The sequence below is a fragment of the Microbacterium sp. BDGP8 genome (assembly GCF_029991045.1).
In the GTDB taxonomy this organism is placed as follows: Bacteria; Actinomycetota; Actinomycetes; order Actinomycetales; family Microbacteriaceae; genus Microbacterium; species Microbacterium plantarum.
Genome location: NZ_CP120712.1, coordinates 485,558 through 508,933 on the forward strand (window position 1 = coordinate 485,558; position 23,376 = coordinate 508,933).

Here is a 23,376-nt window from a genome sequence, read left to right on the forward strand (position 1 = left end):
CGCCCGGGCTCCGCCCGGCCGCGAGGTAATAGTCTCGGGATGCTGTGCGTCCGCGCCGTCCCGGGGCTGCGCCGCGCGAGGGAGGGTTCGTGTTCGACAGTCCGCTGTCCGCCTCGGCGTACGACGTGCTCGGGGTCGCGCCCGACGTCGACGACGAGGAGCTTCGCCGCGCCTACCGACTCCGGTTGCGGCAGACGCATCCCGACACCGGGGGCGACGCCGTGAAGTTCGTGCAGGTGCAGCGTGCCTGGGACCTGGTCGGCACGTCCGCCGCCCGCGCCGCCTACGACCGCGGACACGGTTTCGCGGACGCCCCGACCTTCTCTCCCGACGCCCCGACGTGGCGGCCGCCGCAGCGCCCGACCGACACCCGCCCGCGGGCGCGGTCGTTCGGGCAGCCCGGCGGCTGGCGCCGTGAGCGCTACCTGACCCTCATCCGGGAGTGGGTCGGACGTGGCGCAGCGGTCGACGACCCGTACGACCCCGCGCTCGTCCGGACCGCGCCCCACGAGATCCGGCGGCTGCTGGCCGACGCCCTCGCTGAGGAGGCGACAGCTCGCGTGGTCGCGGACCTCGGAATGGGGTACACCGTCTGGCATGACGTGGCGGCCGACCCCCGCGATCCCGACGTGAAGCTCGACCACGTGGTGCTCGGGCCCTCCGGGCTCTACGCCGTGCTGTCGGAGGACTTCGGCGCTCCGGTGCGCACTCGGCGCGGCGAGCTGATCGGCGAGGGCGTCGACTCGCCGATCGCGACGCTCGTGCATCGAGCGCGAGCACTCAGCCGCGCCGCGCGGGTGAAGTTCAGCGGCGCGATCGTGGTGCTCCCCGACGACGATGTGGTGCAGGCCATCGAGGAACTCGGCCGTGTGCGCGGTCTCGGGGTCGCGGTGGTGGGACGTTCGGCGCTGGCCACGGTGCTCCGTCGCGGGGTCGCCGGTGCGCGTGAGATCGGCGGGAACGAGCTCTTCGACGTCCGCACCCGCCTGCAGCAGACCGTCCGCTTCGTATGATCTCGCGAGGTGCGACGCGCGCGGCGTACGACACCGTCGCGGCCGACTACGCGGCCCTCCTGCCTGATGCGTCGTTCGAGGCCCCGGATGATGTCGCCCTGATCGATCGGTTCCTCGACCTGCTCCCGAGCGGCGCCCGGGTGGTCGACGCCGGGTGCGGTGCCGGTCGGATGCTTCGCCTCATGCACGACCGCCGCCCGGATCTGCGCACGGCCGGCATCGACCTCTCGCCGCGGATGATCGAACAGGCGCGCGCGGGCTGTCCGTTCGCCGACCTCGCCGTAGGTGACCTCGGCGAGCTGCCGCTGCCTGAGCGGTCCGCGGCCGGCCTGCTCGCCTGGTACTCCGTGATCCACGCGACGCCGGACGAGCTCGCGGTGATCGCCGCCGAGTTCGCCCGCGTCTCGATGCCGGGCGGCCTCGTCCTCCTCGGGTTCCAGAGCGGGAGCGGAACCCGCCGGATCGAGCGCGCCTACGGTCACGATGTCTCCCTGGACGCCGTCCTGCACGAACCGCGCGACGTCGCGGCGACGTTCGCGGCTCTCGGATTCGAGGTGCTCGAGCAGTTCGAGCGTCCCGCGCGAGACGGAGAGCGCCATGCGCAGGGGTTCGTGCTCGCGCGTCGCGAGGTCAGTCCGCGAGACCCCACAGCTGCAGCGGGTGGCTGAGGCGCCACCAGATGTCCGGGTCGGGGATGTCCGCGGTCAGGCGCAGGGTCGTGGTCGCCGAGCCGAGCGGGCCGGTGAGCGTCAGCTCGCCCGCCTCGTCGCCGGCGTCGCGGGAATCGCCGAGCTCGACGTTCGCCGCAGCCTGAGACGACTGCGTGTTCCAGAGCGCGACCCGGACGTCGGCGTCGGTGACGATCTCGGCTGTCGCACCCCACGCGGTGGTCGCGGTGCCCGCGACGGTTCCCGCGGGCAGGGCCGGTGAGGCGCCGATCTCGGTGATCGTGCGATCGAGCAGCTCGGCCGTCGCCGAGTGGCGGGTCTCGTCGTCGGGCTGATCGAGAGCGGTCGCGTACACGCGGACGTTCACCCCGTCGATGGCGGTGTCTTTCGCGGCGACGAGGTTGTACGACCCGAACAGGCTGCCCGTCTTGACGCCGACGACCGCGGGGTCGGCCAGCAGAGCATTGGTGTTCTCGACGAAACCGGCGCCGGGCAGCTCGACGGAGCGCTGCGCCACGATACCGGCGATGACCGGGTTCGTCATCGCGGTCTCGGCGAGGGCGATGACGGATGCCGGTGCCGCCGTGTTCTCCGGATCGATCCCGCTCGAATCGACGACGGTGACGCCGCCGAGATCATGGGCCTGCAGCCAGGCGTTCGCCGCCTCGACGTAGGCGTCTTCATCGGGCCAGAGGTCGAACACGAGACGGTCGGCGTAGTTGTTCGCCGATCCGATCAGCACGCCCTGCAGCAGCTGATACTGCGTCAGTACGCCGTCGACGGGGACGTCGAGAGCCGACTGGTCGTCGGCGAGGTAGGCGCGGTATTCCCGGCGGTCGGCGGAGGTGAAAGCGAATTCCGGACCCTGCTCGCCGTCGGCGAGCGGCATCCGGTCGAGGACGACGAGGGCCGTGACGAGCTTGGTGATGCTCGCGATGGACTCGGGCTCGCTCGACGAGGTCGAGACGTTCGCGAAGCCCTCGACGCCGGTCGCGCCGGCGCCTTCGAGGGGCCACGCCGGCTGTGCGACGGCTGCGGCGGGGGCGGTTACGGCGGCGGGGAGGATGTCGGGCGCGACGGCGTCGAGCGGCCAGAGAAGCGTCGCCGCCGCGTAGCCGCCCACGGTGAGGGCGGCGATTCCCAGCGTCGACAGGGCGGCCGGCGCCGCGGAGCGTCGCGGCGGCTCGGTGAGCAGGTCGGCGTGCGCGACCGTGTACGGGCCTGCTGAGGCAGCCGCTTCGTTTCGCCTGCCGCCGCGCGCGACGGCGTCCTCGTCGACCCACGCGAGGGCGACGCGCGCGTCGGGAGAACTCACCCGCCCAACGTACATCGCCCGCGCGACGTTATACTTCAGCGACAACCACGGGAGTCCGGTGAGCCGGGCTGAGAGGAAGCGATCCACGCTTCGACCGTCGAACCTGATCCGGATCATGCCGGCGCAGGGAGGAGAGAGAATGCACGCTGCTGCGTCCACCACCGAGTCCGATCGTCGTACTGGCCGCACGCCCGGCCGTTTCCGCTGGCGCGTCGTCGACATCGTCATCGCCAGCGTCATCGGCGTCGCCTGCGCCGCGGTGTTCCTGCTGTGGAACGTCGCCTATCAGGGCCCGTCCGCCGCGCTCACGCCGTTGCTTCCTGGACTGCAGGGCCTGCTCGCCGGGCCCTGGCTCATCGCCGGCGTTCTCGGCGGCCTCATCATCCGCAAGCCGGGCGCCGCGCTCTACACCGAGCTGCTCGCGGCTGTGATCTCGGCGCTGGTCGGCAACCAGTGGGGCCCCCTCACGATCGTCTCCGGTCTCGTCCAGGGATTGGGCGCGGAACTGATCTTCCTGGTGTTCCTCTACGCATCGTGGCGTCTTCCGGTCGCGCTCCTCGCGGGTGCGGGGGCGGGTCTCGCCGGCGGCATCAACGACCGCATCCTCTGGTACCCCGGTGCCGACACTCTCTTCACGTCGGTCTACATCGCCTCGACGACGATCTCGGGCGCCGTCATCGCCGGTCTCGGCGGATGGCTCATCACGCGCGCGCTGGCGCGGACGGGAGCCCTCGGCCGGTTCGCGGCCGGGCGCGAAGCCACCGCCCGCGTCTGACGGTGGGCGACGCCGGGGCTCCGCGGCCCGCGACCCTCGAGGCCCGCGGGTGGGGGTGGCGCTACGCGACGCGACGCGCGTGGGCTGCACGAGAGACGACGTTCCGCATCGATGCCGGCGAGCGCGTGCTGCTGCTCGGCGCTTCGGGGTCGGGCAAATCGACGCTGCTGCAAGGCCTCGCAGGGGTCCTCGGCGGAGCCGGCGAAGGCGAGCAGGAGGGGACGCTGCTCGTGGACGGGCAGCCGGCCGCGGAGGCCCGTGGCCGAGCAGGGCTCGTTCTGCAAGACCCCGACAGCCAGACGATCCTCGCGCGGGTGGGCGACGACGTCGCGTTCGGCTGCGAGAACCTGGGCGTGCCCCGCGACGAGATCTGGCGCCGGGTACGGGCTGCGTTGGATGCGGTCGGACTCGACGTCCCGCTGGATCGTTCGACCGCGGCGTTGTCGGGCGGGCAGAAGCAGCGCCTCGCCCTCGCGGGCATCGTCGCGATGCAGCCGGGTGCGGTGCTGCTCGACGAGCCGACCGCGAACCTCGATCCTGCGGGCGTCGTCGACGTCCGGGATGCCGTCGCCCGCGCGCTCGATGCGACCGGGGCCACGCTCGTCGTGATCGAGCACCGGATCGAGGCGTGGCTTCCCGTCGTCGATCGGGTCATCGTGCTGGCGCCCGGCGGCGAGGTCATCGCTGACGGCGATCCTCGAATGGTGCTGACCGAACGGGGCGAGGAGCTCGCTGCGGCGGGCGTGTGGGTGCCCGGCATCCGCCCCTCCTTCCCGCCGCGGCCCGCCACTGCGCCCGGCGATGTGCTGCTGTCGGCCGCGGATCTCGTCGTCGGACGTGCCGCCGGCTCGACGGCCGCCGGGCCACTCGACCTCGACGTGCGCGCGGGCGAGGTGCTCGGTGTCGTCGGGCCGAACGGCGTCGGCAAGTCGACTCTCGGGCTCACTCTTGCGGGACTGCTCCGGGCGCAGGGCGGCGCCGTGCGCGCGGCGGACGGACTCGCTGCCGGGGCTGCGCTCGTCCGCCGGCCGCGGCGACGTGTCGCCGCGGCCCCCGCCGACCCCGCGGCGTGGACGTCGACGGCGTTGCTGACGCGGATCGGGACGGTCCTGCAGGAGCCCGAGCACCAGATCCTGCGCGCATCGGTGCGCGACGAGCTCGAGGTCGGGCCCCGCGCTCTGGGTCTCGAGGAGACGGAGATCACTGCTCGCGTCGACGAACTGCTCGAGCGGCTTCGGCTCGCCCCGCTCGCCGGGGCCAACCCGTACACACTGTCGGGCGGCGAGAAGCGTCGCCTCACTGTCGCGGCGATGCTGGCGGCGCGTCCCCGGGTCGTGGTCCTCGACGAGCCGACTTTCGGCCAGGATGCGCGCACCTGGTCGGAGCTGGTCGCGATCATCGCTTCCCTGCGCGACGGTGTCGACGACCGCGGCCCGCTCGGCGTCGTCACGATCACCCACGACGATGCCGTGCTCGACGCGCTCGCGGCGCGCCGGTTCGCGCTCGCGCCGGCGGGGGTGCGGGCGTGAGCGCTCCCGTGCATCTCGAAGCTGCGCCGCGCGGCGTCGCGACGCTCAACCCCGTGGCGAAGCTGCTGGCGGCGCTCCTCATTGCACTTCCGCTGGTCATCACGATCGACCCGGTCTCGGCCGGCGTGGCCCTGCTCCTCGAGCTGCCGCTCCTGCTCGCGTCGGGCGTCGGGTGGCGCCGGTTCTGGATGCGGACACTGCCGCTGTGGATCGCCGCGCCGGCGGCCGCGGTGACGATCTCGCTCTACGGCGAGCGAAGCGGCGCCGAGGTCTTCTCCTGGGCATTCGTCCACGTCAGCGAGGGTTCGCTCGCGCTGGGGCTGGCGGCTGCGCTCCGCGTCCTCGCGATCGGGCTGCCGGCCGTCGTGCTGTTCATCACGGTGGACCCGACCGACCTCGCCGACGGGCTGGCGCAGATCCTGCGCCTTCCGGCCCGTTTCGTCATCGGGGGACTCGCCGGGATGCGGATGCTCGGTCTGCTCGCGGAGGATTGGCGCGCGCTCGCCCTCGCGCGGCGGGCCCGTGGCGTGGCCGACGCCGGCCGGCTGCGGCGCACGCTGGGGATGGCCTTCGCGCTTCTCGTGCTGGCCATTCGACGGGGCTCGGCGCTCGCGACCGCGATGGAGGCTCGGGCCTTCGGTGCGCCGGTGCGCCGCACGTGGGCGCGGGAGTCGCGGCTCGCGGCATCCGATGTCGCGGTCATGGCGGGCGGGCTCGCGATCTCGGTCACGGCAGTGGCCGTGTCGGTCGCGGTGGGAGCCTTTCACCCGATCTTCGGCCCGTCCTGAGATCAGGACACGAGATCGGGGCTCAGAGGCTCCCGACCGTCGTCTCCGCCAGGCGCCGGGCGAGCGCCTCCTCGACGACGAGCTCGGTGATCAGCCCGGCGGCGAGAGCCCCGCGCAGCGCGTCGAGCTTGGTCAGGCTGGAGACCGCGCACAGGCGGCGGGGGATGCGCCGGATCGCTTCGAGCGAGGGTCCGCTCGAGCGGGCGTTGAGCTCGATGCCGGTCGCCGAGCCGTCGATGCGGTAGAACACCGTCGCGCAGTCGCCGACGACGCCGTCGCGGAGAAGCGAGCGCAGGTCCTCGCCGGTGAGGTAGCCGCCCGCGTACACATGGGACGGGACGTCGGCGTGCGGGGAGCCGAGCCCGAAGACGAACACCTGCACGCGCGACTGCGCGTCGAGGACGCGCCGGATCGACCGCTCGCGCCACAGCAGCTGTTTGGTCAGCGGGTCGTCGAACAGCGCCGGCACGGGGAACTGCTGGACGTCGGTGCCGAACGCCTGCCCGAACCGCTCGAGGATCGCGCCGGAGTACGAGATGCCCGACGTCGACTCGTTCGCCGCACCGTTCATCTGCACGATCTGCGAGTCGTGCAGCCGTTTCGTCGGCAGGTGGCGGGCGATCGCCGACACCGTGGCTCCCCAGGCGATGCCTATGCTGGCGTCGGGATCGAGCGTCGACGACAGGACGTGGGCCGCCGTCCGTGCGGTGCGCTCGAGCCGTTCGGCGTCATTCGTGCGCGGCGGTGTGCTCACGACGTGCACCGAGATGCCGAAGCGCTCGGAGAGCCGCCGTGCCACCACCGAGTTCGCCTCGTGCGGGGAGTGAACCGTGATCTCCACGAGACCGATGTCGCGGGCGTGCGAGAGCAGACGCGACACCGATGACCGCGACAGGCTCATCTCGGCCGCGATCTGATCCATGGTCCGGTCCTGCACGTAGTAGAGCTGCGCGGCGCGCAATGCGTCGCGCGTCCGGGCTTCGGCTTCGGCATCCGCGCTCATCGTCGTCCGTTCTGCACGTTCGTGCATAGCCGCGGCGCCGGTGCACATCTGTGCACGACCGTTGCGCATCCGTGCGGTGGACCCCAGTGTAGATCGGGACAGCCGTGGAAAAGGATGCATGTATGACCGAGTCGACGCCGACCACCCGAGCGAACATCCGAGCCCTGCGTGAGCGCCCCCATGCCGAGGTCCTCGTGATCGGCGGCGGTATCAACGGCATCGCGACGTTCCGCGATCTCGCGCTCCAGGGCGTCGACGTCGCCCTCGTCGAGCGCGGCGACTACGTCAGCGGCGCCTCGTCGGCATCGAGCCACATGATCCACGGCGGCGTGCGCTACCTCGAGAACGGCGAGTTCCGCCTCGTGAAAGAGTCGGTGACCGAGCGCAACCGCCTCGTGCGCAACGCCCCCCACTTCGTCAAGCCGCTGCCGACGACGATCCCGATCCACCGCACCTTCTCGGGCATCCTCGCGGCCCCGTTCCGGCTGCTCGTGACGCACGGCCGCGGCAAGCCCCGCGAGCGCGGCGCTCTGCTGATCAAGGTCGGTCTGATCATGTACGACACCTTCTCGCGCGACGGCGGATCGGTGCCTCGTCACCGGTTCCGCGGCCGCCGCAGCTCGCGGACGCAGTTCCCCGAACTCGACGAGCGTTTCCGGTACACCGCAACGTATTACGACGCCTCGATGCACGACCCCGAGCGCCTCGCGCTGGACGTGTTGCGCGACGGAGCGCGCGAGGACTCCGCTCGGGCCGCGAACTACGCCCCGGTGGTCGGTGCCGACGGATCGTCGGTCATCATCCGCGACGCCGTCGCCGGCGAGGAGTTCCCCTTCTCGGCGGACGTCATCGTGAACACGAGCGGACCCTGGACCGACCTGACCAACACCGCACTCGGCACCCCGACGCGCTTCATGGGTGGCACGAAGGGCTCGCACATCGTCCTCGACAACACGTCGCTGCTGGAGGCCACGGGCGGCAACGAGATCTTCTTCGAGGCCGCGGACGGCCGCATCGTCCTCATCTACCCGCTCAAGGGCCGGGTCATGGTCGGCACGACCGACATCGACGCCGACCCCGCGAGCGCGACGGTCTGCACCGACGACGAGATCGACTACTTCTTCGATCTGATCGGGCAGGTCTTCCCCGACATCTCGGTCGATCGATCGCAGATCGTCTACACCTTCTCCGGCATCCGTCCCCTCCCGCGGCACGACGACCTCGCCCCGGGCTTCGTCTCGCGCGACTACCGCATCGAGAAGGACCGTCTGGGCGATGTGCCCGTCCTGAGCCTCGTCGGCGGCAAGTGGACGACGTTCCGGGCGCTCGCCGAGCACCTCGCCACCGACGTGCTCGGTCTGATGCGGCGTCCGCGCCGGGTCGCCACCACCGACCTCGCGATCGGCGGCGGTGCCGGGTACCCCCGCAGCGTCGCGCAGCGCCGTCGCTGGATCGACGCCCATCGCGGTGCGCACTCGGCGGAGTTCGCCGATCGGATGCTGGAGCGCTACGGCACCTACGCCCAGGAGGTGCTCGCTGCCCTCCCTGTCGCTCAGCAGGAGCTCGCGCACGCGCCCGGCTACTCGGTCGAGGAGATCGCCTTCCTCGCGGAGCGCGAGGAGGTCGTGTCGCTGATGGACCTGCTGCTGCGTCGCACGTCGATCGCGTTCGTCGGCGGCGTCTCGATGGAGACGCTCTCCGAGGTCGCCGAGGCGGCTGCGTCGGCGCTGGACTGGGACGATGACGCCGTGCGCGCCCAGGTCGAGGAGGCGGCGCAGGCCCTCGAGGAGGCGCACCGCATCGACGTGCGGACCTCGCACCTGGCGCCGCTCGACGCCTGACGCTCGCAGACCCGGCGAGGCCCGACGCCGGATCACCCTCGGGTCACCCTCTCGCGCGGCGACGTCGCCCGCGATGATTCTGCAGAAAGGTCGACGCTGACATGCACGACATCAATCTCGGGCTCTACTTCGTGTCAGAGCTCGTGGGAACAGCGATGCTGCTCCTGCTCGGCGGTGGCGTGGTCGCCAACGTCATCCTCGCCAAGTCGAAGGGTCTCGGCGGCGGGACGCTGATGATCAACTGGGGCTGGGGCCTCGCGGTCTTCGCCGGTGTGCTCGTGTCGTCGTACTCCGGCGCGCAGCTGAACCCCGCCGTGTCGATCGGGCTCCTGGTGGGCGGGAAGATCGAGTTCGTCCAGTTCCTCGTCGCGATCGCCGCCCAGTTCGTCGGCGCCTTCCTCGGCGCCGTGCTCTGCTGGCTGGCCTACCACGACCACTTCGACGCCGAGCCCGACCCGGCCAACAAGCTCGGGGTGTTCTCGACCGGCCCCGGCATCCGCGCCTACGGCTGGAACCTCGTGACCGAGATCATCGCGACCTTCGTGCTCGTGTTCGTGATCTTCGGCTTCGCCGACTACGGCGACATCGAGATCGGCACCCCGGGCTCGCTCGGACCCCTGACCGCCGTCCCGGTCGCCCTCCTCGTGGTCGGCATCGGCGCCTCGCTCGGCGGACCGACGGGCTACGCGATCAACCCGGCCCGCGACCTCGGACCCCGCATCGCTCACGCCGTGCTCCCCATCAAGGGCAAGGGCTCGAGCGACTGGTCGTACGCGTGGGTTCCCGTCGTGGGACCCCTCATCGGAGGTACGCTCGCGGCACTCGCTGCCGGCGCCCTGCTCGGCTTCGCCTGATCCGTCCACCCCCGAACCGACAACGCTGACAGACAAGGACGTCACATCATGACCGACTACATCATCGCCCTCGACCAGGGCACGACCTCGAGCCGCGCCATCATCTTCGACAAGAAGGGGTCGATCATCTCCGTCGGGCAGAAGGAGCATGAGCAGATCATGCCCCGGGCCGGCTGGGTCGAGCACGACCCGATCGAGATCCGCGACAACATGCGCGAGGTCATCGGCATCGCGCTCGGCCGGGCGAACCTGACCCGTCACGACATCGCCGCGATCGGCATCACCAATCAGCGCGAGACCGCCGTCGTCTGGGACAAGAACACCGGCATCCCCGTCTACAACGCCATCGTGTGGCAGGACACCCGCACGCAGTCGATCGTCAACCGTCTGGCGGGCGACGAGGGCGTCGAGCGGTACAAGGACATCGTCGGACTGCCGCTGGCGACGTACTTCTCGGGCACGAAGATCGTCTGGATCCTCGAGAACGTCGAGGGTGCACGCGAGAAGGCGGAGGCCGGCGATCTCATCTTCGGCACGACTGACACGTGGGTGCTGTGGAATCTCACCGGAGGCCCGACGGGCGGCATCCACGCCACCGACGTCACGAACGCGTCGCGCACGCTCTTCATGGACCTCGAGACCCTCGAATGGCGGGACGACATCCTCGCTGACTTCGGTGTGCCGCGCTCGATGATGCCCGAGATCCGCTCGTCCAGCGAGGTCTACGGCGAGGCGCGCGACACGTCTCTGCTGCGCGAGACGCCGGTGGCCGGCATCCTCGGCGACCAGCAGGCCGCGACCTTCGGCCAGGCGGCTTTCGACGCCGGTGAGAGCAAGAACACTTACGGCACCGGCAACTTCCTGATCTTCCAGACCGGCACCGAGATCGTGAAGTCCGAGAACGGTCTGCTCACGACGGTCGGCTACAAGCTGGGCGACGGGCCGACCCACTACGCGCTCGAGGGCTCGATCGCCGTCACCGGGTCGCTCATCCAGTGGCTGCGCGACCAGCTCGGGATCATCTCGACCGCTCCCGAGGTCGAGCAGCTCGCGCTGTCGGTCGAAGACAACGGCGGCGTGTACTTCGTCCCCGCCTTCTCGGGTCTGTACGCACCGTACTGGCGGCCGGATGCCCGCGGCGCGATCGTCGGGCTCACGCGCTACGCCAACCGCGGCCACCTCTCCCGCGCAGCGCTCGAGGCCACGGCCTTCCAGACCCGCGAGGTGCTGGATGCCGTCAACGCCGACTCCGGGGTCGACCTGGCCGAGCTGAAGGTCGACGGCGGCATGATCGCCAACGACACGCTGATGCAGTTCCAGGCCGACATCCTGGGCGTTCCCGTCGTGCGGCCGGTCGTCGCCGAGACGACGGCGCTCGGTGCCGCCTACGCAGCCGGCCTCGCGGTCGGCTTCTGGAGCGACCTCGACGAGCTGCGGGCCAACTGGCAGGAAGACAAGCGCTGGACGCCGAACGACGACGTCGAGGAGCGCGAGCGCCAGCTGCGGCTGTGGAAGAAGGCCGTGACGAAGTCGATGGACTGGGTCGACGACGACGTCCGCTGAGGTCAGAGGGAGAGGGCGAAGCAGACCGAGCGCGGCATCGTCTCGACATAGGGCTCGTAGACGGGGATGCGGCTGAAGCCCATCGACGCGTAGAGCGCCATGGACTCGGGCTGCTGGAGTCCGGTCTGCAGGATCACGCGCTCCGCGCCGTCCGCGCGGGCGGCCTCGAGCGCGGCCGACATGAGTCCGCGGGCGATGCCGAGCCCTCGGAAGCCCGGTGCCACGATGAGGCGCTTGATCTCCCACTCGTCGCCGAGCCGGCGCAGGATGACGTGCCCCGCGGGGGCCTCGTCGGCGCCGGCTTCGGCGGCGAGGGCGATCAGCGTCGCGACGATCTCGTCGGGGTGCGTCGCGAGTGCACGGGCGCGGGCGCGGCGTCGCTCGTCCGGCTCGTCGCCGTGGAAGCCGTCGTAACGCGCGCCGAGGTCGTCGTCGAGCTGGCGGCGCAGGTCGCGGGCGCGGGCATCGTCGTAGGCGACGTCGACGATCCGCCAGGTCAGGTCTCGTTCCACAGCGACCGATAGTAGGCCAGTCGCTCGGGGTCGGGGTCGACACCGTAGGCCGCGATGAGCGTGTCTTCCCAGCCGGGACCGTAGTTCCACTCGGTGCTCATCGAGGCGATGGCGATGTCGGCCCAGCGGTCGGCGACGCCGAGCGCGCCGAGGTCGACGTGCGCGAGCCACCGTCCGCCGTCGTCGATGAGGGTGTTCGGGCAGCAGGCGTCGCCGTGGCAGACGACGAGGAGATCGGGCTCGGGCGCCTCGTGGAGGGATGTCGGAACGGCGATGCCGCGGGCCGCTGCGGTGCGCAGCCGGTGCTCGACGCCCCAGTCGAACGGGCAGCCGGCGACGGGCAGGGCGTCGTGGAGGGCGCGGAGCCCCTCGCCGACGGCGCGCACGGCGGTGGCGGGATCCGCGACCCAGCGAGGATCGACCGCCGACCGGCCGGGCAGCGCGCGGGTCACGAGCCATTCGATGTCGCCGTCCTCACCGGTCTCGATGACCTCGGGCACCGGTGTGAATTGTGCGGCCCATCGCAGGCGCCCCGACTCGTCGTGCATCGAGGTCTCGAGATTCCGCGGGCCGATCTTGACGACGCGGCCGTCGTCGGTGCGGAACGTGAGGCCACCGATCGCGTTGCGCCACAGCGGCGTCGAGCTCGCGCCGCGGGTGAGTCGGCGCAGCCGTGCGGCGATGTCGGGCGGGATCGGCGCATCCGGCGGCAGCAGGGTCACAGCCCCATCCTGCCCCTGCAGCTCAGCCTGTCGACGGCACGCGCGACGACCGGCGGGAAGCCGGCCGCGGGCGTTCTAGGGTGGAGGGGCGAGTTCGAAGGAGAACACATGCAGATCGCGGGAGTCTCCGCCCTCATCACGGGCGGCGCCAGCGGACTGGGCGCGGCCACGGCGCGGCGCCTCGCCGCCGACGGTGCGCACGTCACGATCGTCGACCTGCCGGGGTCGCCCGGCCGGGAGGTCGCCGCCGAGCTCGGCGGGCGGTTCGCCCCCGCCGACGTCACCGACCCGGACGAGGTCACCGATGCCGTCGAGACAGCCGGCCGTGCCGCGCCGCTGCGGATCGTCGTCAATTGCGCCGGAATCGCACCGCCCGCCAAGGTGCTCGACCGCGAGGGCGCGCCCACGCCGCTCCCGGACTTCGAGCGGATCATACGCATCAACCTCGTCGGCACCTACAACGTCGTCGCTCAGGCGTCGGCGGCGATCGCGCGGACCGAGCCGACCGACTCGGGAGCCCGCGGCGTGATCGTCAACACCGCCTCCGTCGCCGCCTTCGACGGCCAGATCGGCCAGCCCGCCTACGCCGCATCGAAGGGGGGAGTGCACGCGATGACCCTGCCGATCGCGCGCGAGCTCGCGCGCTACGGCATCCGCGTCTGCACCATCGCCCCCGGGATCATGCAGACGCCGATGATGGCGGGGCTGCCGGATGCTGCGCAGCGCTCGCTCGGTGAGCAGGTGCCGTATCCGCAGCGGCTGGGGGCGCCGGAGGAGTTCGCCGCGCTCGCCGCCCACATCGTCGACAACGACTACCTCAACGGCGAGACGATCCGTCTCGACGGCGCGATCAGAATGGCACCACGATGACCGACACTGCATCCGACATCGCACCCGACACTGCATCCGACACCGTTCTGCTGCGGCGCGAGGGCGCGCTCGCGCGCATCACCCTGAACCGTCCGGCATCCCTCAACGCGGTCGACGCCGAGATGGCCGCCCGTTGGCGCGAGGTCGCCGCCGAGGTCGCGGCCGACGCGTCGATCGGGGCCGTGATCCTGGATGCTGCGGGCCGTGCCTTCTGCGCGGGCGGCGACGTCGTGTCGATGTCTACGTCGGGCATGGGCGGCACCGCGGTCACCGAGACGGCCCGCGTCATCCACGACGGCATCACCTCGCTGACCGAGGCGGCGGTGCCGATCGTCGCGGCGGTCCAGGGCGCGGTCGCTGGGGGAGGGCTCGGGATCATGCTGGTCGCCGACTACATCGTCGCGTCGCCGTCGGCGGTCTTCGTCAGCAAGTATGCCAACATCGGGCTCACTCCCGATCTCGGTGTGTCGACTCTGCTGCCGGCCGCCATCGGCCAGCGCCGGGCGCTGCAGCTGCTGCTCGACGACACGGCGCTCGACGCCGCGACCGCACGCGACTGGGGCCTGATCGCCGAGGTCATCGACGACCCGGCCGCCCGCGCGCAGGCGCTCGCCGAATCGTGGCTGCACGGCGCGACGACCGCGTTCGGTCAGGCCAAGCGCCTCGTGCGCGAGGGCGCCGGGCGCACCTTCGCGCAGAACCTCGACGACGAGGCGCGGACGATCGGCGCGCGTTTCGACAGCGACGAGGCGCGTGTCCGCATCGACGCGTTCGCCGCAGCATCCGCCCGCCGGACCCGACCCGAGGAGAAGTCATGACCGACCCGAAGCCCCTGGCGGGCAAGACGCTGCTGATGTCGGGCGGGAGCCGCGGCATCGGTCTGGCCATCGCGCTGCGCGCTGCGCGCGACGGTGCGAACATAGCCTTGCTCGCCAAGACCGACCAGCCGCATCCGAAGCTCGAGGGCACCGTCCACACTGCCGCCGCCGAGATCGTCGCGGCCGGCGGCCAGGCCCTGCCGATCGTCGGCGACGTCCGCGACGAGGACTCGATCACCGAGGCGGTGCTGAAGACGCAGGGCGAGTTCGGCGGGATCGATATCGTCGTCAACAACGCATCGGCGATCGATCTCTCGGGCACGCTGGAGCTCGCCACGAAGCGTTTCGACCTCATGCAGGGGGTCAACGTGCGCGGCACGTTCCTGCTCTCGCGGGCCGCCATCCCGATCCTGCGAGAGGCCGAGAACCCGCACATCCTCTCGCTGTCGCCCCCGCTCAACCTCTCGCCGAAGTGGCTCGGCGCGCACACCGGCTACACCCTCGCGAAGTACGGCATGACGATGGCGACCCTCGGCGTCGCCGCGGAGTTCGCCGGCGACGGCATCGCCGCCAACACCCTGTGGCCGCGGACGACGATCGCGACGGCGGCGGTGAAGTACTCCCTCGGCGGCGACCGCATGATGGCCGCGAGCCGCACTCCGGAGATCTACGCGGATGCCGCCTACCACGTGCTCGTCCAGCCCTCGCGCGAGTACACGGGGCAGACCCTCATCGTCGAGGATGTGCTCGAAGCCGCCGGCGTGACCGACTTCTCGAGCTACGCCGCCGTCCCGGGAACGCCCGACGCCGAGCTGTTCCCCGACGTCTTCCTCGACTGACGGGTCGGGATCAGAGAGGCTTGCGCAGGAAGATCTGGAAGGTGCCGTCGCCCTGCGGCACGCGCTCGGACTCGCTGTAGCCTTCGCGTTCGTAGAGGCGCAGGTTGGCCTCGCTGAGCGAGCCGGTGAACAGCTCGGCCTCGTGCGCTCCGGCCGCCCGTCCGCGGGCCTCGACAGCGGCGAGCAGTGCCGTGCCGAGTCCGGACCCCTGCTGGTCGGGGGCGATCGCGATGCGGCCGATCAGCAGCAGCTCGCCGTCGAGGCGGGCGCGCGCCGCTCCGACGATGCGACCGTCGTCGACGGCGACGCAGCCGAGGTTCTCCTGCAGCTCCGCACGGAGCTCATCGAGGGTCTGCGTGAGGGGCGGCATGTCGGCGGCGTCGTAGATGAGGGCCTCGGACACGAATGCCGCGCGCTGCAGGGTCAGCACCTCGCCCGCGTCAGCGGGGTCGATGGGGCGGATGTCGCGGTCGCCGGCCTCGCGGGACATCAGACGGCCGTCTCGGGGTCGATGATGCCGTGGCGGACGAAGGCGTTCCAGATGCCGTCGTCGAGGACACCGGTGGTGACCTCGCCGGCGATGCGCTGCAGCTGGGGGTCGGCCTCGGCCATCGCGATGGCGGTGCCGCAGACCTCGAACATCTCGACGTCGTTCCAGCTGTCGCCGATTCCGACGGCGTCGGCGGCGTCACGGCCGAGGTGCGTCAGCATCGCCTGGATGCCGGTTCCCTTGTTCGTGCCGCGCATCCCGACCTCGCCGTTCGCCCCGGTGGGCAGGGGCATGCTGCCCGGGATGACGTGGAACTCGTCGCCGAGCGCGCGCTGGGTCTTCTCGACGGCGTCGGGATCGGAACTGACGAACACCGCCTTCGCGATGTGGTCGAGATCGGCCTCTTCGACGGGAGCGAAGCGCGGCGCGGCCACGACGTCTTCGGCGAGGGCGACGGTCGAGAGGTCCTCGGCGTGGCGGCGTCGGCGTTCGCTGATGAACTCGGCGATGAAGGACCGCACGCCCTCGCTCGCGTACACCCCGTCGTGCGACTGGATGAAGTACCTCGTGCCCTGCTCGTCGAAGTAGGCCATGACCCGCTCGACGGCGGCGCGGGGCATCAGCTCGGCGAGCACCGTCTCGTCGCCGGAGACCGCGAGGGCCCCGCCGTTGGAGATGGCGCCGTCGAAGCCGATGTCGAGCACGCGGGGGTTGATGTCGCCGGCGGCGCGTCCCGTGCACAGGTAGACGAGATGCCCGCGTTCGCGGGCGGCGCGAACCGCTGCGATCGTCGAGGGGGCGATCGTCTCGCCGTGCGCGAGGATGGTGCCGTCGACGTCGAGGAAGATGATGCGAGAATCCGACGTCACCCCTCCAGCGTAATGCGGGTGGCTCACAGCAGGCCGTGGCGGACGAAGGCGTTGTGGATGCCGTCGTCGTCGATCGCGGTCGTGACCTCGTCGGCGAGGGCCTGCACCTCGGGCGCGGCGTTGCCCATCGCGATCGCGGTGCCGCAGACCTCGAACATCTCGGCGTCGTTCCAGTTGTCGCCGATGCCGATCGCGTCGGCGGGGTCGACGCCCAGGTGGGCGAGCACCTCGAGGATCGCGGCGCCCTTGTTCACGCCGCGCGGCGCCACTTCGCCCGAGCTGCCCTCGGGCAGGGGGATCGTGCCCGAGACGACGGCGAAGTCGGGGGCGAGCTCCGCGAGCAGGTCGGCGACCGCGTCCGCGTCGTGCCCGAGGATGACGGCCTTGGCGACCTCGGCATCCGAGAAGTGGACCTCGTCGTCGAAGGTCTTCATCCCGACGCTGAAGAACTCGAGCTCCTCCGGGTCGGCCCCGGCGGCCCGCGCGTCCTCGATGTGGCGGGCGCGGTCGCGCTCGAGACGGTCCGCGAGCAGAGCCGGCAGTCCCGGGCTCGCGAACATGCGGTCGAACGACTGGTAGTACCAGTGGATGCCGCGGGCCTCGAACGCGGCGCTGAGGCGCGCGACCTCGGCGGCGGTCATGAGTCGCGAGACGATCAGCTCGTCGCCGACCCCGGCGAACGCGCCGCCGTTGGTGACGGCACCGTCGAAGCCGATGTCGAGGATGCGGCCGCGGAGCTCGGCCATGCCGCGTCCGGTGCTCAGCAGCACGAGGTGACCGTTCTCGCGGGCACGGCGGACGGCGGCGACGGCGGATTCGGGCAGGTGGGTGCCGTCCTGCAAAAGCGTGCCGTCGACGTCGAGGAAGACGGCGCGGCGGCGGAAGTCGGACGAGGTCATGCGGATCCCCTCTCGGATGCGGAGAAGGGCGCGGCCGCGGGCCAGAAGGAGGGCCCCGCGACCGCGCCCGGTCGGGTCAGCGTCTCAGCGGGTCAGCGAGGCGCCGTTGGTGCGGATGACTTCGGCGTACCAGCCGAACGACTTCTTCTCGAAGCGCTCGAGCGTGCCCGAGCCGTCGTCGTTGCGGTCGACGTAGATGAAGCCGTACCGCTTGCTCAGCTGAGCGGTCGAGGCGCTGACGAGGTCGATGCAGCCCCACGAGGTGTAGCCGAGCACCTCGACGCCGTCGGCGATCGCCTCGCCGACCTGCACGAGGTGGTCGTTGAGGTAGGCGATGCGGTAGTCGTCGACGACCGTCTTGACGCCGTCGACCTCGACGAGCTGGTCCTTCGCGCCCAGGCCGTTCTCGACGATGAACAGCGGCTTCTGCCAGCGATCCCAGAACTGGTTGAGCACCAGTCGCAGGCCGACGGGATCGATCTGCCAGCCCCACTCGCTCGCCTCGAGGGTCGGGTTCGGCACGCCGCCCATGATGTTGCCCTCGCCGGTGACCTTCTTCGCCGGGTCGGCGGTCGCGGCGACCGACATGTAGTAGCTGAACGACACGAAGTCGACCGTGTTGGTGAGGTCGTCGCGGTCCTCGTCGGTGATGTCGAGCTCGATGCCCTTCTCGGCGAGCGTGCGCAGGAAGTACCCGGGGTAGGCGCCGCGGGTGTGCACGTCGCCGTAGACGAGGTTCGAGTGATCGAACGACATGACCTCGAGTGCGTCGGCGGGAGAGGGCGAGAGCGGGTACACGGGCATCGACAGCACCATGCAGCCGATCTGCGCGTTCGGGGCGACCTCGCGCGCGATGCGCGTCGCGCGGGCGGATGCCACGAGCTCGTGGTGCATCGCCTGGTACAGCTGCTGCTCCGTCAGCTCGTCCTTCGGGGTGTTGATGCCCCCCGACATGAAGGGGGCGTGCAGGAGCGAGTTGATCTCGTTGAAGGTCAGCCAGTACTTCACCCGTGCGCCGTAGCGCTCGAAGAGGGTGCGCGCGTAGTTCTCGTAGAAGCCGATGAGCCGGCGGTCGGTCCATCCGTCGTAGGTCTCGGCGAGGTGGAGCGGCGTCTCGTAGTGCGAGATCGTGACGAGCGGCTCGATGCCGTGCTTCTCGAGCTCGTCGAGCACGCGGTCGTAGAAGGCGAGGCCCTCTTCGTTCGGCTCGGTCTCGTCGCCCTTCGGGAAGATGCGGCTCCACGCGATGGAGAAGCGGAAGGTCTTGAAGCCCATCTTGGCGAACAGGGCGATGTCTTCGGCGTAGCGGTGGTAGAAGTCGATGCCGACGAGCTTGAGGTTGTCGGGGGTCGGTGCGTCGGTGCGGGCGCCGACGATGCCGCGGGGCATGACGTCCTGCACCGAGAGGCCCTTGCCGCCTTCGTCGTAGGCGCCCTCGAGCTGGTTCGCGGCGGTCGCGCCGCCCCAGAGGAATCCGTCGGGGAAGGTGATGGTGCTCATGACTCTCTCGTTTCGTATCGCTTGTCCCGATGGTGACGGGACTGTGTATCGCTGGTCCCGCGGATGGCGGGACGGGTGGGGGAGGGGGCGGGGTTCGGGTTGCCCGCCCCCTCCGTTCGGGTGCGTCGGTCAGCTCGCGAGCGCGGACTCGACCGAGACCGCCGTGAACAGCGGCTCGCCGTGCGCGATCGGGCCGGACGCCTGGTCGGTCAGAGCGGGGTACAGCTCGCCGTTGGTGACGATGACGGGCGTCGTCAGGTCGTAGCCCGCCCGCTCGATCGCGTCGCCGTCGAACTCGACGAGCAGATCGCCGGCCTTGACCTCCTGGCCGGTGGTGACCTTGACGTCGAAGTGAGCGCCGGCGAGCTTGACCGTGTCGATGCCGATGTGGATGAGCACCTCGGCGCCGTCGGCGTGGCGCAGGCCGATCGCGTGTCCGGTCGGGAACGCAGCTGCGACGGTCGCGTCGAACGGGGCGTAGACGGCGCCGGAACGCGGCTTGATCGCGACGCCGTCACCGAGGCTGCCCTCGGCGAAGGCCGCGTCGGGGGTCTCGCTGAGCGGCACGACCGTGCCGTCGACCGGGCTGAGAACGACGACGTCGTTGCCGGATGCCGCCGGGGTGGCCGCCGGTGCGGCATCCTCTTCGGGCTCCTTGAAGCCGACGATCGCGGTCAGCAGGAACGGGATGGCGATCGCGGCAGCGAGGCCGATGATGAGCATGACCATGTTCCCGTTGCCGAACAGGGCCGGAAGCGCCAGTCCGGAGGGGACGACGAAGGCGGTCGAGAAGACGCCGCCCATCGCGATGATCGCGCCGCCGACCACACCGCCGACGATGCCGAAGGCGAAGGGGCGCTTGAGCGGCAGGTTGATGCCGTAGATGGCGGGCTCGGTGATGCCGGCGAGGAAGCCCGACAGCGTCGCGGGAGCCGCGAGCGACTTGAGGTTCTTGTTGCGGGCGCGCACCCAGACACCGGCGACGGCGGCAGCCTGCGCGAGGACGGCTGCGAACACGGGGCCGATGAGCAGGATCTGACCGGTGGTCTGGTACTCCAGCGTGAACAGCGGCACGAGGCCCCAGTGCAGACCGAAGATGACGAAGACCTGCCAGAAGCCGCCCATGATGGCGCCGCCGGCCCACGGGGCGTTCTCGAAGACCCAGCCGATGCCGTTGCCGAGCGCGCCGCTGAGGATCGCGGAGATCGGGCCGATGACGACGAAGACGATCGGGACGGCGATGAGCACGACGATCATCGGGGTGACGAAGCGCCGTACCGCGCCCGGGAGCTTCGCGTAGAGGAACTTCTCGGCGTGGCTCTGCAGCCACACGATCACGATGATCGGGATGACGCTCGAGACGTAGGTGACCATCGTGAAGGGGATGCCGAAGAACGTCAGCCCCTCGACCCCGACGAGCGGGGTGATGGTCGGGTAGAGCAGCGCGGCCGCGATCGCGAACGCGGTGAACTCGTTGGCCTTGAAGTAGCGCGCCGCGGTGAACGCGAGCGCCATCGGCAGGAAGTTGATGAGACCGTCCGACAGGGCGTTCAGCACCGCGTAGGTCGAGTTGTCGGTGCCGATCCAGCCGAAGGTGACCGCGGCTGCGAGGAAGGCCTTCAGCAGACCGGTGCCCGCGAGGGCCCACAGCAGCGGCGTGAAGATCGCCGAGATCATCGAGATGAAGCGGTTGAAGAGGTTGCCCTTCGGGCCCTCGGATGCCGCGGCGTCGGAGCCGGCGCCGAACTTCGAGATCTTGCCGATCTCGGCGAACACGTCGGGGACGTCGTTGCCGATGACGACCTGGTACTGGCCGCCGGCCTGGGCGACGGTGACGACACCGGGCACGGCCTTGACGGCGGCGGTGTTCGCCTTGGACTCATCCTTCAGCACGAAACGCAGACGCGTCGCGCAGTGGACGAGGGAGGTGACGTTCTCCTCGCCGCCGACGCCCGCCAGGACGCCGGCCGCGGTCTTCGAGTAATCCATCGGGACTGCTCGCTTTCTGCCGCAGCATCGCGGCACTCGGGTGGAGGAAGCCGCCGCATCCCTGTTTCCGGGCAACAAAAAAACCTGAACTCGTTCACCGCCGATCAAGACGATGTGAGTTCAGGTTTTGCCCGCTGCCGCGGTAACAATCCGGAGACTTCCGCAGGGCAGCGACGCCCTGCGAGGGTCACGGTAGCACGGGACCGGGGTTCTGGCCAGCTTCGTTCGCACCGACCTGCGTCGCGAGGCGCTCGACGTGCACGATGACGTACAGGAGCTCCTCGTCGGTCAGCTCCGACTCCGTCGCCGCACGGACGTAGGCCTTCACCTCCTCCGCGATCGCGTACGAGCGCGGGTAGCTGTGCTTGGCGAACTCGAAGAACGAGGTGTCGGCGCTGCGCAGCATCGTCTTCGAGACGAGGCGCTGCAGCAGGAACTGGATGTGCAGGATGAATCGGGCGTAATCGGGGCTGTCGGTGTCGAGCTTGACGCCGAGGCCGTTCTCGACCGTCATGACGACGTGCTGCAGGCGGCGGAAGAGGAGCGCCGCCGTGCCGTTGGGCTCGTCGCGGGTCGCGTTGAGCAGGTGCATCGTGAGGAACACCGCCTCCTCGGCGGGCAGCTCGCGATCGAGGGACTCGGAGATCGCGGTGGCCATGCGCTGCGCCGCGGAGAACTCGTGGGGATGCAGCACGCGCAGTTCGGGCATGTTGGTCGCGGGGATCTGGATGCCGTTGTCGAGCCGCTCGAGCACGAACTGGATGTGATCGATGACGGCCATCGTGAAGAACCGGTCGAGGTGGTGGCCGAGACGGCGCTCGGCCTCGTCGACGGCGCGAGTGACGGCTTCCACCACCGGGTAGGGCACGTCGGTGAGGAGCTGGCGTTCGCGGTCGCCGGCATCCCCCGCATCGAGGATGAAGGTCTTCTCGACCTTGTCGGGGTCGAGGGTGTCGGACGGCTTCAGCTGGAACCCGAGCCCGCGTCCCATGAGCACGCGTTCGCGGCCATGCTCGTCGAGAGTGATGACGACGTTGTTGTTCAGCACCTTGTGCACGACGGTGCCCCGCGGGGGCGGAGCGACGTCGTCGAGGTTCATGGCTGCAGTCTAGGGCGGAGCAGGGCGGGGGCCGCCGGGCGCGGCGAACGCCGGCGGCCAGCCTTCGCGCAGGCGGCGCCGGTACCCTGGATCATATGACCGATTCAGATCCCGTGCGCGAGACCGCGTCGTCCGTGCGCGAGACCTCGTCGCCCGTGCGCTCCACCAAGCCGCGTCAGGTGCGCCCGGCGACCGAGGGCTGGTCGCAGCAGAAGGACGAGTCCGGTCGTCCGCTGCTGCAGTTCGCGAGCCCGAAGCGCGGCAAGCCGCCCGTCCACCTCGCCGACCTCACGCCCGAGCAGCGCGTCGAGAAGGTCAAGGAGCTCGGCATGCCCGGCTTTCGGGCCAAGCAGCTCGAGAAGCACTACTTCCGCCACTTCACCTCGGATGCCGCGGAGATGACCGACCTGCCCGCCGCGGGGCGCGACGAGCTCGTCGCGGGTCTGCTCCCGCCGCTCCTGACCGAGGTGCGCCGGCTCGAGACCGACCGCGGCGACACGATCAAGTTCCTGTGGAAGCTCCACGACGGCGCCCTCGTCGAGTCGGTGCTGATGCGCTACACGGGCCGCATCACGCTGTGCGTGTCGAGCCAGGCCGGATGCGGCATGAACTGCCCGTTCTGCGCGACCGGCCAGGCGGGCCTGACCCGCAACATGTCGGCCGCCGAGATCATCGAGCAGGTCGTCCGGGCGAACCGTCTCATCGCCGACGGCGGCCTCGGCGACCCGCGCAAGGTCGGGCACGAGGGCGAGCGCGTCACGAACATCGTCTTCATGGGCATGGGCGAGCCGCTGGCGAACTACGCCCGCGTCATGCAGGCGGTGCGCACGATGGTCGACAAGGATCACGGCATCGGCATGAGCGCGCGGGGCATCACCGTCTCCACGGTCGGTCTCGTGCCGGCGATCCAGAAGCTGACGAAGGAGGACATTCCCGTCACCTTCGCACTCTCGCTGCACGCCCCCGACGACCAGCTGCGTGACGAGCTCATCCCCGTCAACTCGCGGTGGAAGGTCGACGAGGCGCTCGACGCGGCGAAGGCCTACTTCGACGAGACGGGCCGGCGGGTGTCGATCGAGTACGCCCTCATCAAGGACATGAACGACCACGCGTGGCGCGCGGACCTCCTCGCCGAGAAGCTGAACGCCCGCGGACGCGGCTGGGTGCACGTCAACCCCATCCCGCTCAATCCGACGCCCGGCTCCATCTGGACCTCGTCCGAGCCCGAGGTGCAGGACGAGTTCGTGCGACGGCTGAACGAGGCCGGCATCCCGACGACCCTTCGCGACACGCGCGGCAAGGAGATCGACGGGGCGTGCGGTCAGCTCGTCGCGACCGAGGACGACCAGCGCGCGGCCGACACGGTTCCCGCGGGTTGAGGTCATAAGACGCAACTCCGGCCCGCCGGGGCCCACCGCGA

The 23,376-nt window shown here is 70.6% G+C and carries 22 protein-coding genes and 1 riboswitch; of the genes, 12 read left to right on the plus strand and 10 right to left on the minus strand.

The window, feature by feature from the left end; translation table 11 throughout:
• The first annotated feature begins 89 nt into the window (after positions 1 to 89).
• Both P6897_RS02330 and P6897_RS02335 read left to right on the plus strand, forming a co-directional pair.
• Entirely contained in the window at positions 90 to 1,013 is a 924-nt protein-coding gene (locus P6897_RS02330; protein ID WP_282501978.1) for a DnaJ domain-containing protein, read from the plus strand.
• Positions 1,010 to 1,681 carry a class I SAM-dependent methyltransferase gene (locus tag P6897_RS02335; protein WP_282501979.1) on the plus strand — a complete coding sequence of 224 codons (672 nt, stop codon included), beginning with the start codon at positions 1,010 to 1,012 and terminating at the stop codon, positions 1,679 to 1,681. The genes P6897_RS02330 and P6897_RS02335 overlap by 4 nt, the downstream gene beginning before the upstream one ends.
• Here the strand turns inward: P6897_RS02335 and P6897_RS02340 are convergent.
• Positions 1,644 to 2,996, minus strand: coding sequence for a D-alanyl-D-alanine carboxypeptidase (locus P6897_RS02340; protein WP_282501980.1), 1,353 nt, complete (start codon positions 2,994 to 2,996; stop codon positions 1,644 to 1,646). The genes P6897_RS02335 and P6897_RS02340 overlap by 38 nt on opposite strands.
• 37 nt (positions 2,997 to 3,033) lie before the next feature.
• Positions 3,034 to 3,143: riboswitch (TPP riboswitch) on the plus strand.
• Here P6897_RS02340 and P6897_RS02345 point away from each other — a divergent pair.
• The 3 genes from P6897_RS02345 to P6897_RS02355 all read left to right on the plus strand — a co-directional run bounded on the left by P6897_RS02345 (position 3,136) and on the right by P6897_RS02355 (position 6,088).
• Positions 3,136 to 3,771: an ECF transporter S component gene (locus tag P6897_RS02345; protein ID WP_112616187.1), complete on the plus strand. Its 636-nt coding sequence runs from the start codon at positions 3,136 to 3,138 to the stop codon at positions 3,769 to 3,771. It overlaps the preceding riboswitch by 8 nt.
• Before the next feature lie 2 nt (positions 3,772 to 3,773).
• Positions 3,774 to 5,300, plus strand: coding sequence for an ATP-binding cassette domain-containing protein (locus P6897_RS02350; RefSeq protein WP_282501981.1), 1,527 nt, complete (start codon positions 3,774 to 3,776; stop codon positions 5,298 to 5,300).
• Complete coding sequence (locus tag P6897_RS02355) at positions 5,297 to 6,088, plus strand: energy-coupling factor transporter transmembrane component T (RefSeq protein WP_114589073.1); 792 nt, start codon at positions 5,297 to 5,299, stop codon at positions 6,086 to 6,088. The genes P6897_RS02350 and P6897_RS02355 overlap by 4 nt, the downstream gene beginning before the upstream one ends.
• A 22-nt stretch (positions 6,089 to 6,110) precedes the next feature.
• Here the strand turns inward: P6897_RS02355 and P6897_RS02360 are convergent, their stop codons facing one another.
• Positions 6,111 to 7,091 (minus strand): sugar-binding domain-containing protein, encoded by a 981-nt coding sequence (locus tag P6897_RS02360; protein ID WP_112616956.1) that lies wholly within the window; start codon positions 7,089 to 7,091, stop codon positions 6,111 to 6,113.
• A gap of 122 nt (positions 7,092 to 7,213) precedes the next feature.
• Between P6897_RS02360 and P6897_RS02365 the strand changes: the two genes are divergently transcribed.
• The 3 genes from P6897_RS02365 to glpK all read left to right on the plus strand — a co-directional run bounded on the left by P6897_RS02365 (position 7,214) and on the right by glpK (position 11,349).
• A complete protein-coding gene (locus tag P6897_RS02365) occupies positions 7,214 to 8,932 on the plus strand; it encodes a glycerol-3-phosphate dehydrogenase/oxidase (RefSeq protein WP_274178263.1) in 1,719 nt (572 codons plus the stop codon).
• A gap of 101 nt (positions 8,933 to 9,033) precedes the next feature.
• Positions 9,034 to 9,786, plus strand: a complete 753-nt coding sequence (locus P6897_RS02370; protein ID WP_274178264.1) for an MIP/aquaporin family protein — start codon at positions 9,034 to 9,036, stop codon at positions 9,784 to 9,786.
• A gap of 48 nt (positions 9,787 to 9,834) precedes the next feature.
• Positions 9,835 to 11,349, plus strand: coding sequence for a glycerol kinase GlpK (gene glpK, locus P6897_RS02375; protein ID WP_112616195.1), 1,515 nt, complete (start codon positions 9,835 to 9,837; stop codon positions 11,347 to 11,349).
• Between the two features lie 2 nt (positions 11,350 to 11,351).
• Here the strand turns inward: glpK and P6897_RS02380 are convergent, their stop codons facing one another.
• Both P6897_RS02380 and P6897_RS02385 read right to left on the minus strand, forming a co-directional pair.
• Positions 11,352 to 11,861, minus strand: coding sequence for a GNAT family N-acetyltransferase (locus tag P6897_RS02380; protein ID WP_240309802.1), 510 nt, complete (start codon positions 11,859 to 11,861; stop codon positions 11,352 to 11,354).
• Positions 11,846 to 12,583 (minus strand): aminoglycoside 3'-phosphotransferase, encoded by a 738-nt coding sequence (locus tag P6897_RS02385; RefSeq protein ID WP_274178266.1) that lies wholly within the window; start codon positions 12,581 to 12,583, stop codon positions 11,846 to 11,848. Before P6897_RS02385 ends, P6897_RS02380 begins: the two co-directional genes overlap by 16 nt.
• A 108-nt stretch (positions 12,584 to 12,691) precedes the next feature.
• Here P6897_RS02385 and P6897_RS02390 point away from each other — a divergent pair, with 108 nt between their 5' ends.
• Genes P6897_RS02390 through P6897_RS02400 form a run of 3 tightly spaced genes read left to right on the plus strand, consistent with a single transcriptional unit; the run spans position 12,692 to position 15,110 of the window.
• Positions 12,692 to 13,453: an SDR family NAD(P)-dependent oxidoreductase gene (locus P6897_RS02390; protein WP_274178267.1), complete on the plus strand. Its 762-nt coding sequence runs from the start codon at positions 12,692 to 12,694 to the stop codon at positions 13,451 to 13,453.
• A complete protein-coding gene (locus P6897_RS02395; RefSeq protein WP_274178268.1) occupies positions 13,450 to 14,271 on the plus strand; it encodes an enoyl-CoA hydratase/isomerase family protein in 822 nt (273 codons plus the stop codon). Before P6897_RS02390 ends, P6897_RS02395 begins: the two co-directional genes overlap by 4 nt.
• Positions 14,268 to 15,110 (plus strand): NAD(P)-dependent oxidoreductase, encoded by an 843-nt coding sequence (locus P6897_RS02400; RefSeq protein WP_269267089.1) that lies wholly within the window; start codon positions 14,268 to 14,270, stop codon positions 15,108 to 15,110. Before P6897_RS02395 ends, P6897_RS02400 begins: the two co-directional genes overlap by 4 nt.
• Positions 15,111 to 15,120: 10 nt before the next feature.
• Here the strand turns inward: P6897_RS02400 and P6897_RS02405 are convergent, their stop codons facing one another.
• The 6 genes from P6897_RS02405 to P6897_RS02430 all read right to left on the minus strand — a co-directional run bounded on the left by P6897_RS02405 (position 15,121) and on the right by P6897_RS02430 (position 21,956).
• Entirely contained in the window at positions 15,121 to 15,600 is a 480-nt protein-coding gene (locus P6897_RS02405; RefSeq protein WP_274178269.1) for a GNAT family N-acetyltransferase, read from the minus strand.
• Complete coding sequence (locus P6897_RS02410; protein ID WP_274178270.1) at positions 15,600 to 16,469, minus strand: Cof-type HAD-IIB family hydrolase; 870 nt, start codon at positions 16,467 to 16,469, stop codon at positions 15,600 to 15,602. Before P6897_RS02410 ends, P6897_RS02405 begins: the two co-directional genes overlap by 1 nt.
• 23 nt (positions 16,470 to 16,492) lie before the next feature.
• Positions 16,493 to 17,368: a Cof-type HAD-IIB family hydrolase gene (locus tag P6897_RS02415; RefSeq protein ID WP_274178271.1), complete on the minus strand. Its 876-nt coding sequence runs from the start codon at positions 17,366 to 17,368 to the stop codon at positions 16,493 to 16,495.
• A gap of 84 nt (positions 17,369 to 17,452) precedes the next feature.
• Positions 17,453 to 18,868, minus strand: coding sequence for a glycoside hydrolase family 1 protein (locus P6897_RS02420; protein WP_274178272.1), 1,416 nt, complete (start codon positions 18,866 to 18,868; stop codon positions 17,453 to 17,455).
• A gap of 129 nt (positions 18,869 to 18,997) precedes the next feature.
• The gene (locus tag P6897_RS02425) at positions 18,998 to 20,857 is read right to left on the minus strand and encodes a beta-glucoside-specific PTS transporter subunit IIABC (RefSeq protein WP_274178273.1); all 1,860 of its coding nucleotides are present in this window, start codon (positions 20,855 to 20,857) and stop codon (positions 18,998 to 19,000) included.
• Positions 20,858 to 21,044: 187 nt separating this feature from the next.
• Complete coding sequence (locus P6897_RS02430) at positions 21,045 to 21,956, minus strand: PRD domain-containing protein (RefSeq protein ID WP_274178274.1); 912 nt, start codon at positions 21,954 to 21,956, stop codon at positions 21,045 to 21,047.
• 95 nt (positions 21,957 to 22,051) lie between these two features.
• Between P6897_RS02430 and rlmN the strand changes: the two genes are divergently transcribed.
• Positions 22,052 to 23,335: a 23S rRNA (adenine(2503)-C(2))-methyltransferase RlmN gene (gene rlmN, locus P6897_RS02435; protein WP_112616219.1), complete on the plus strand. Its 1,284-nt coding sequence runs from the start codon at positions 22,052 to 22,054 to the stop codon at positions 23,333 to 23,335.
• Positions 23,336 to 23,376 lie beyond the last annotated feature (41 nt).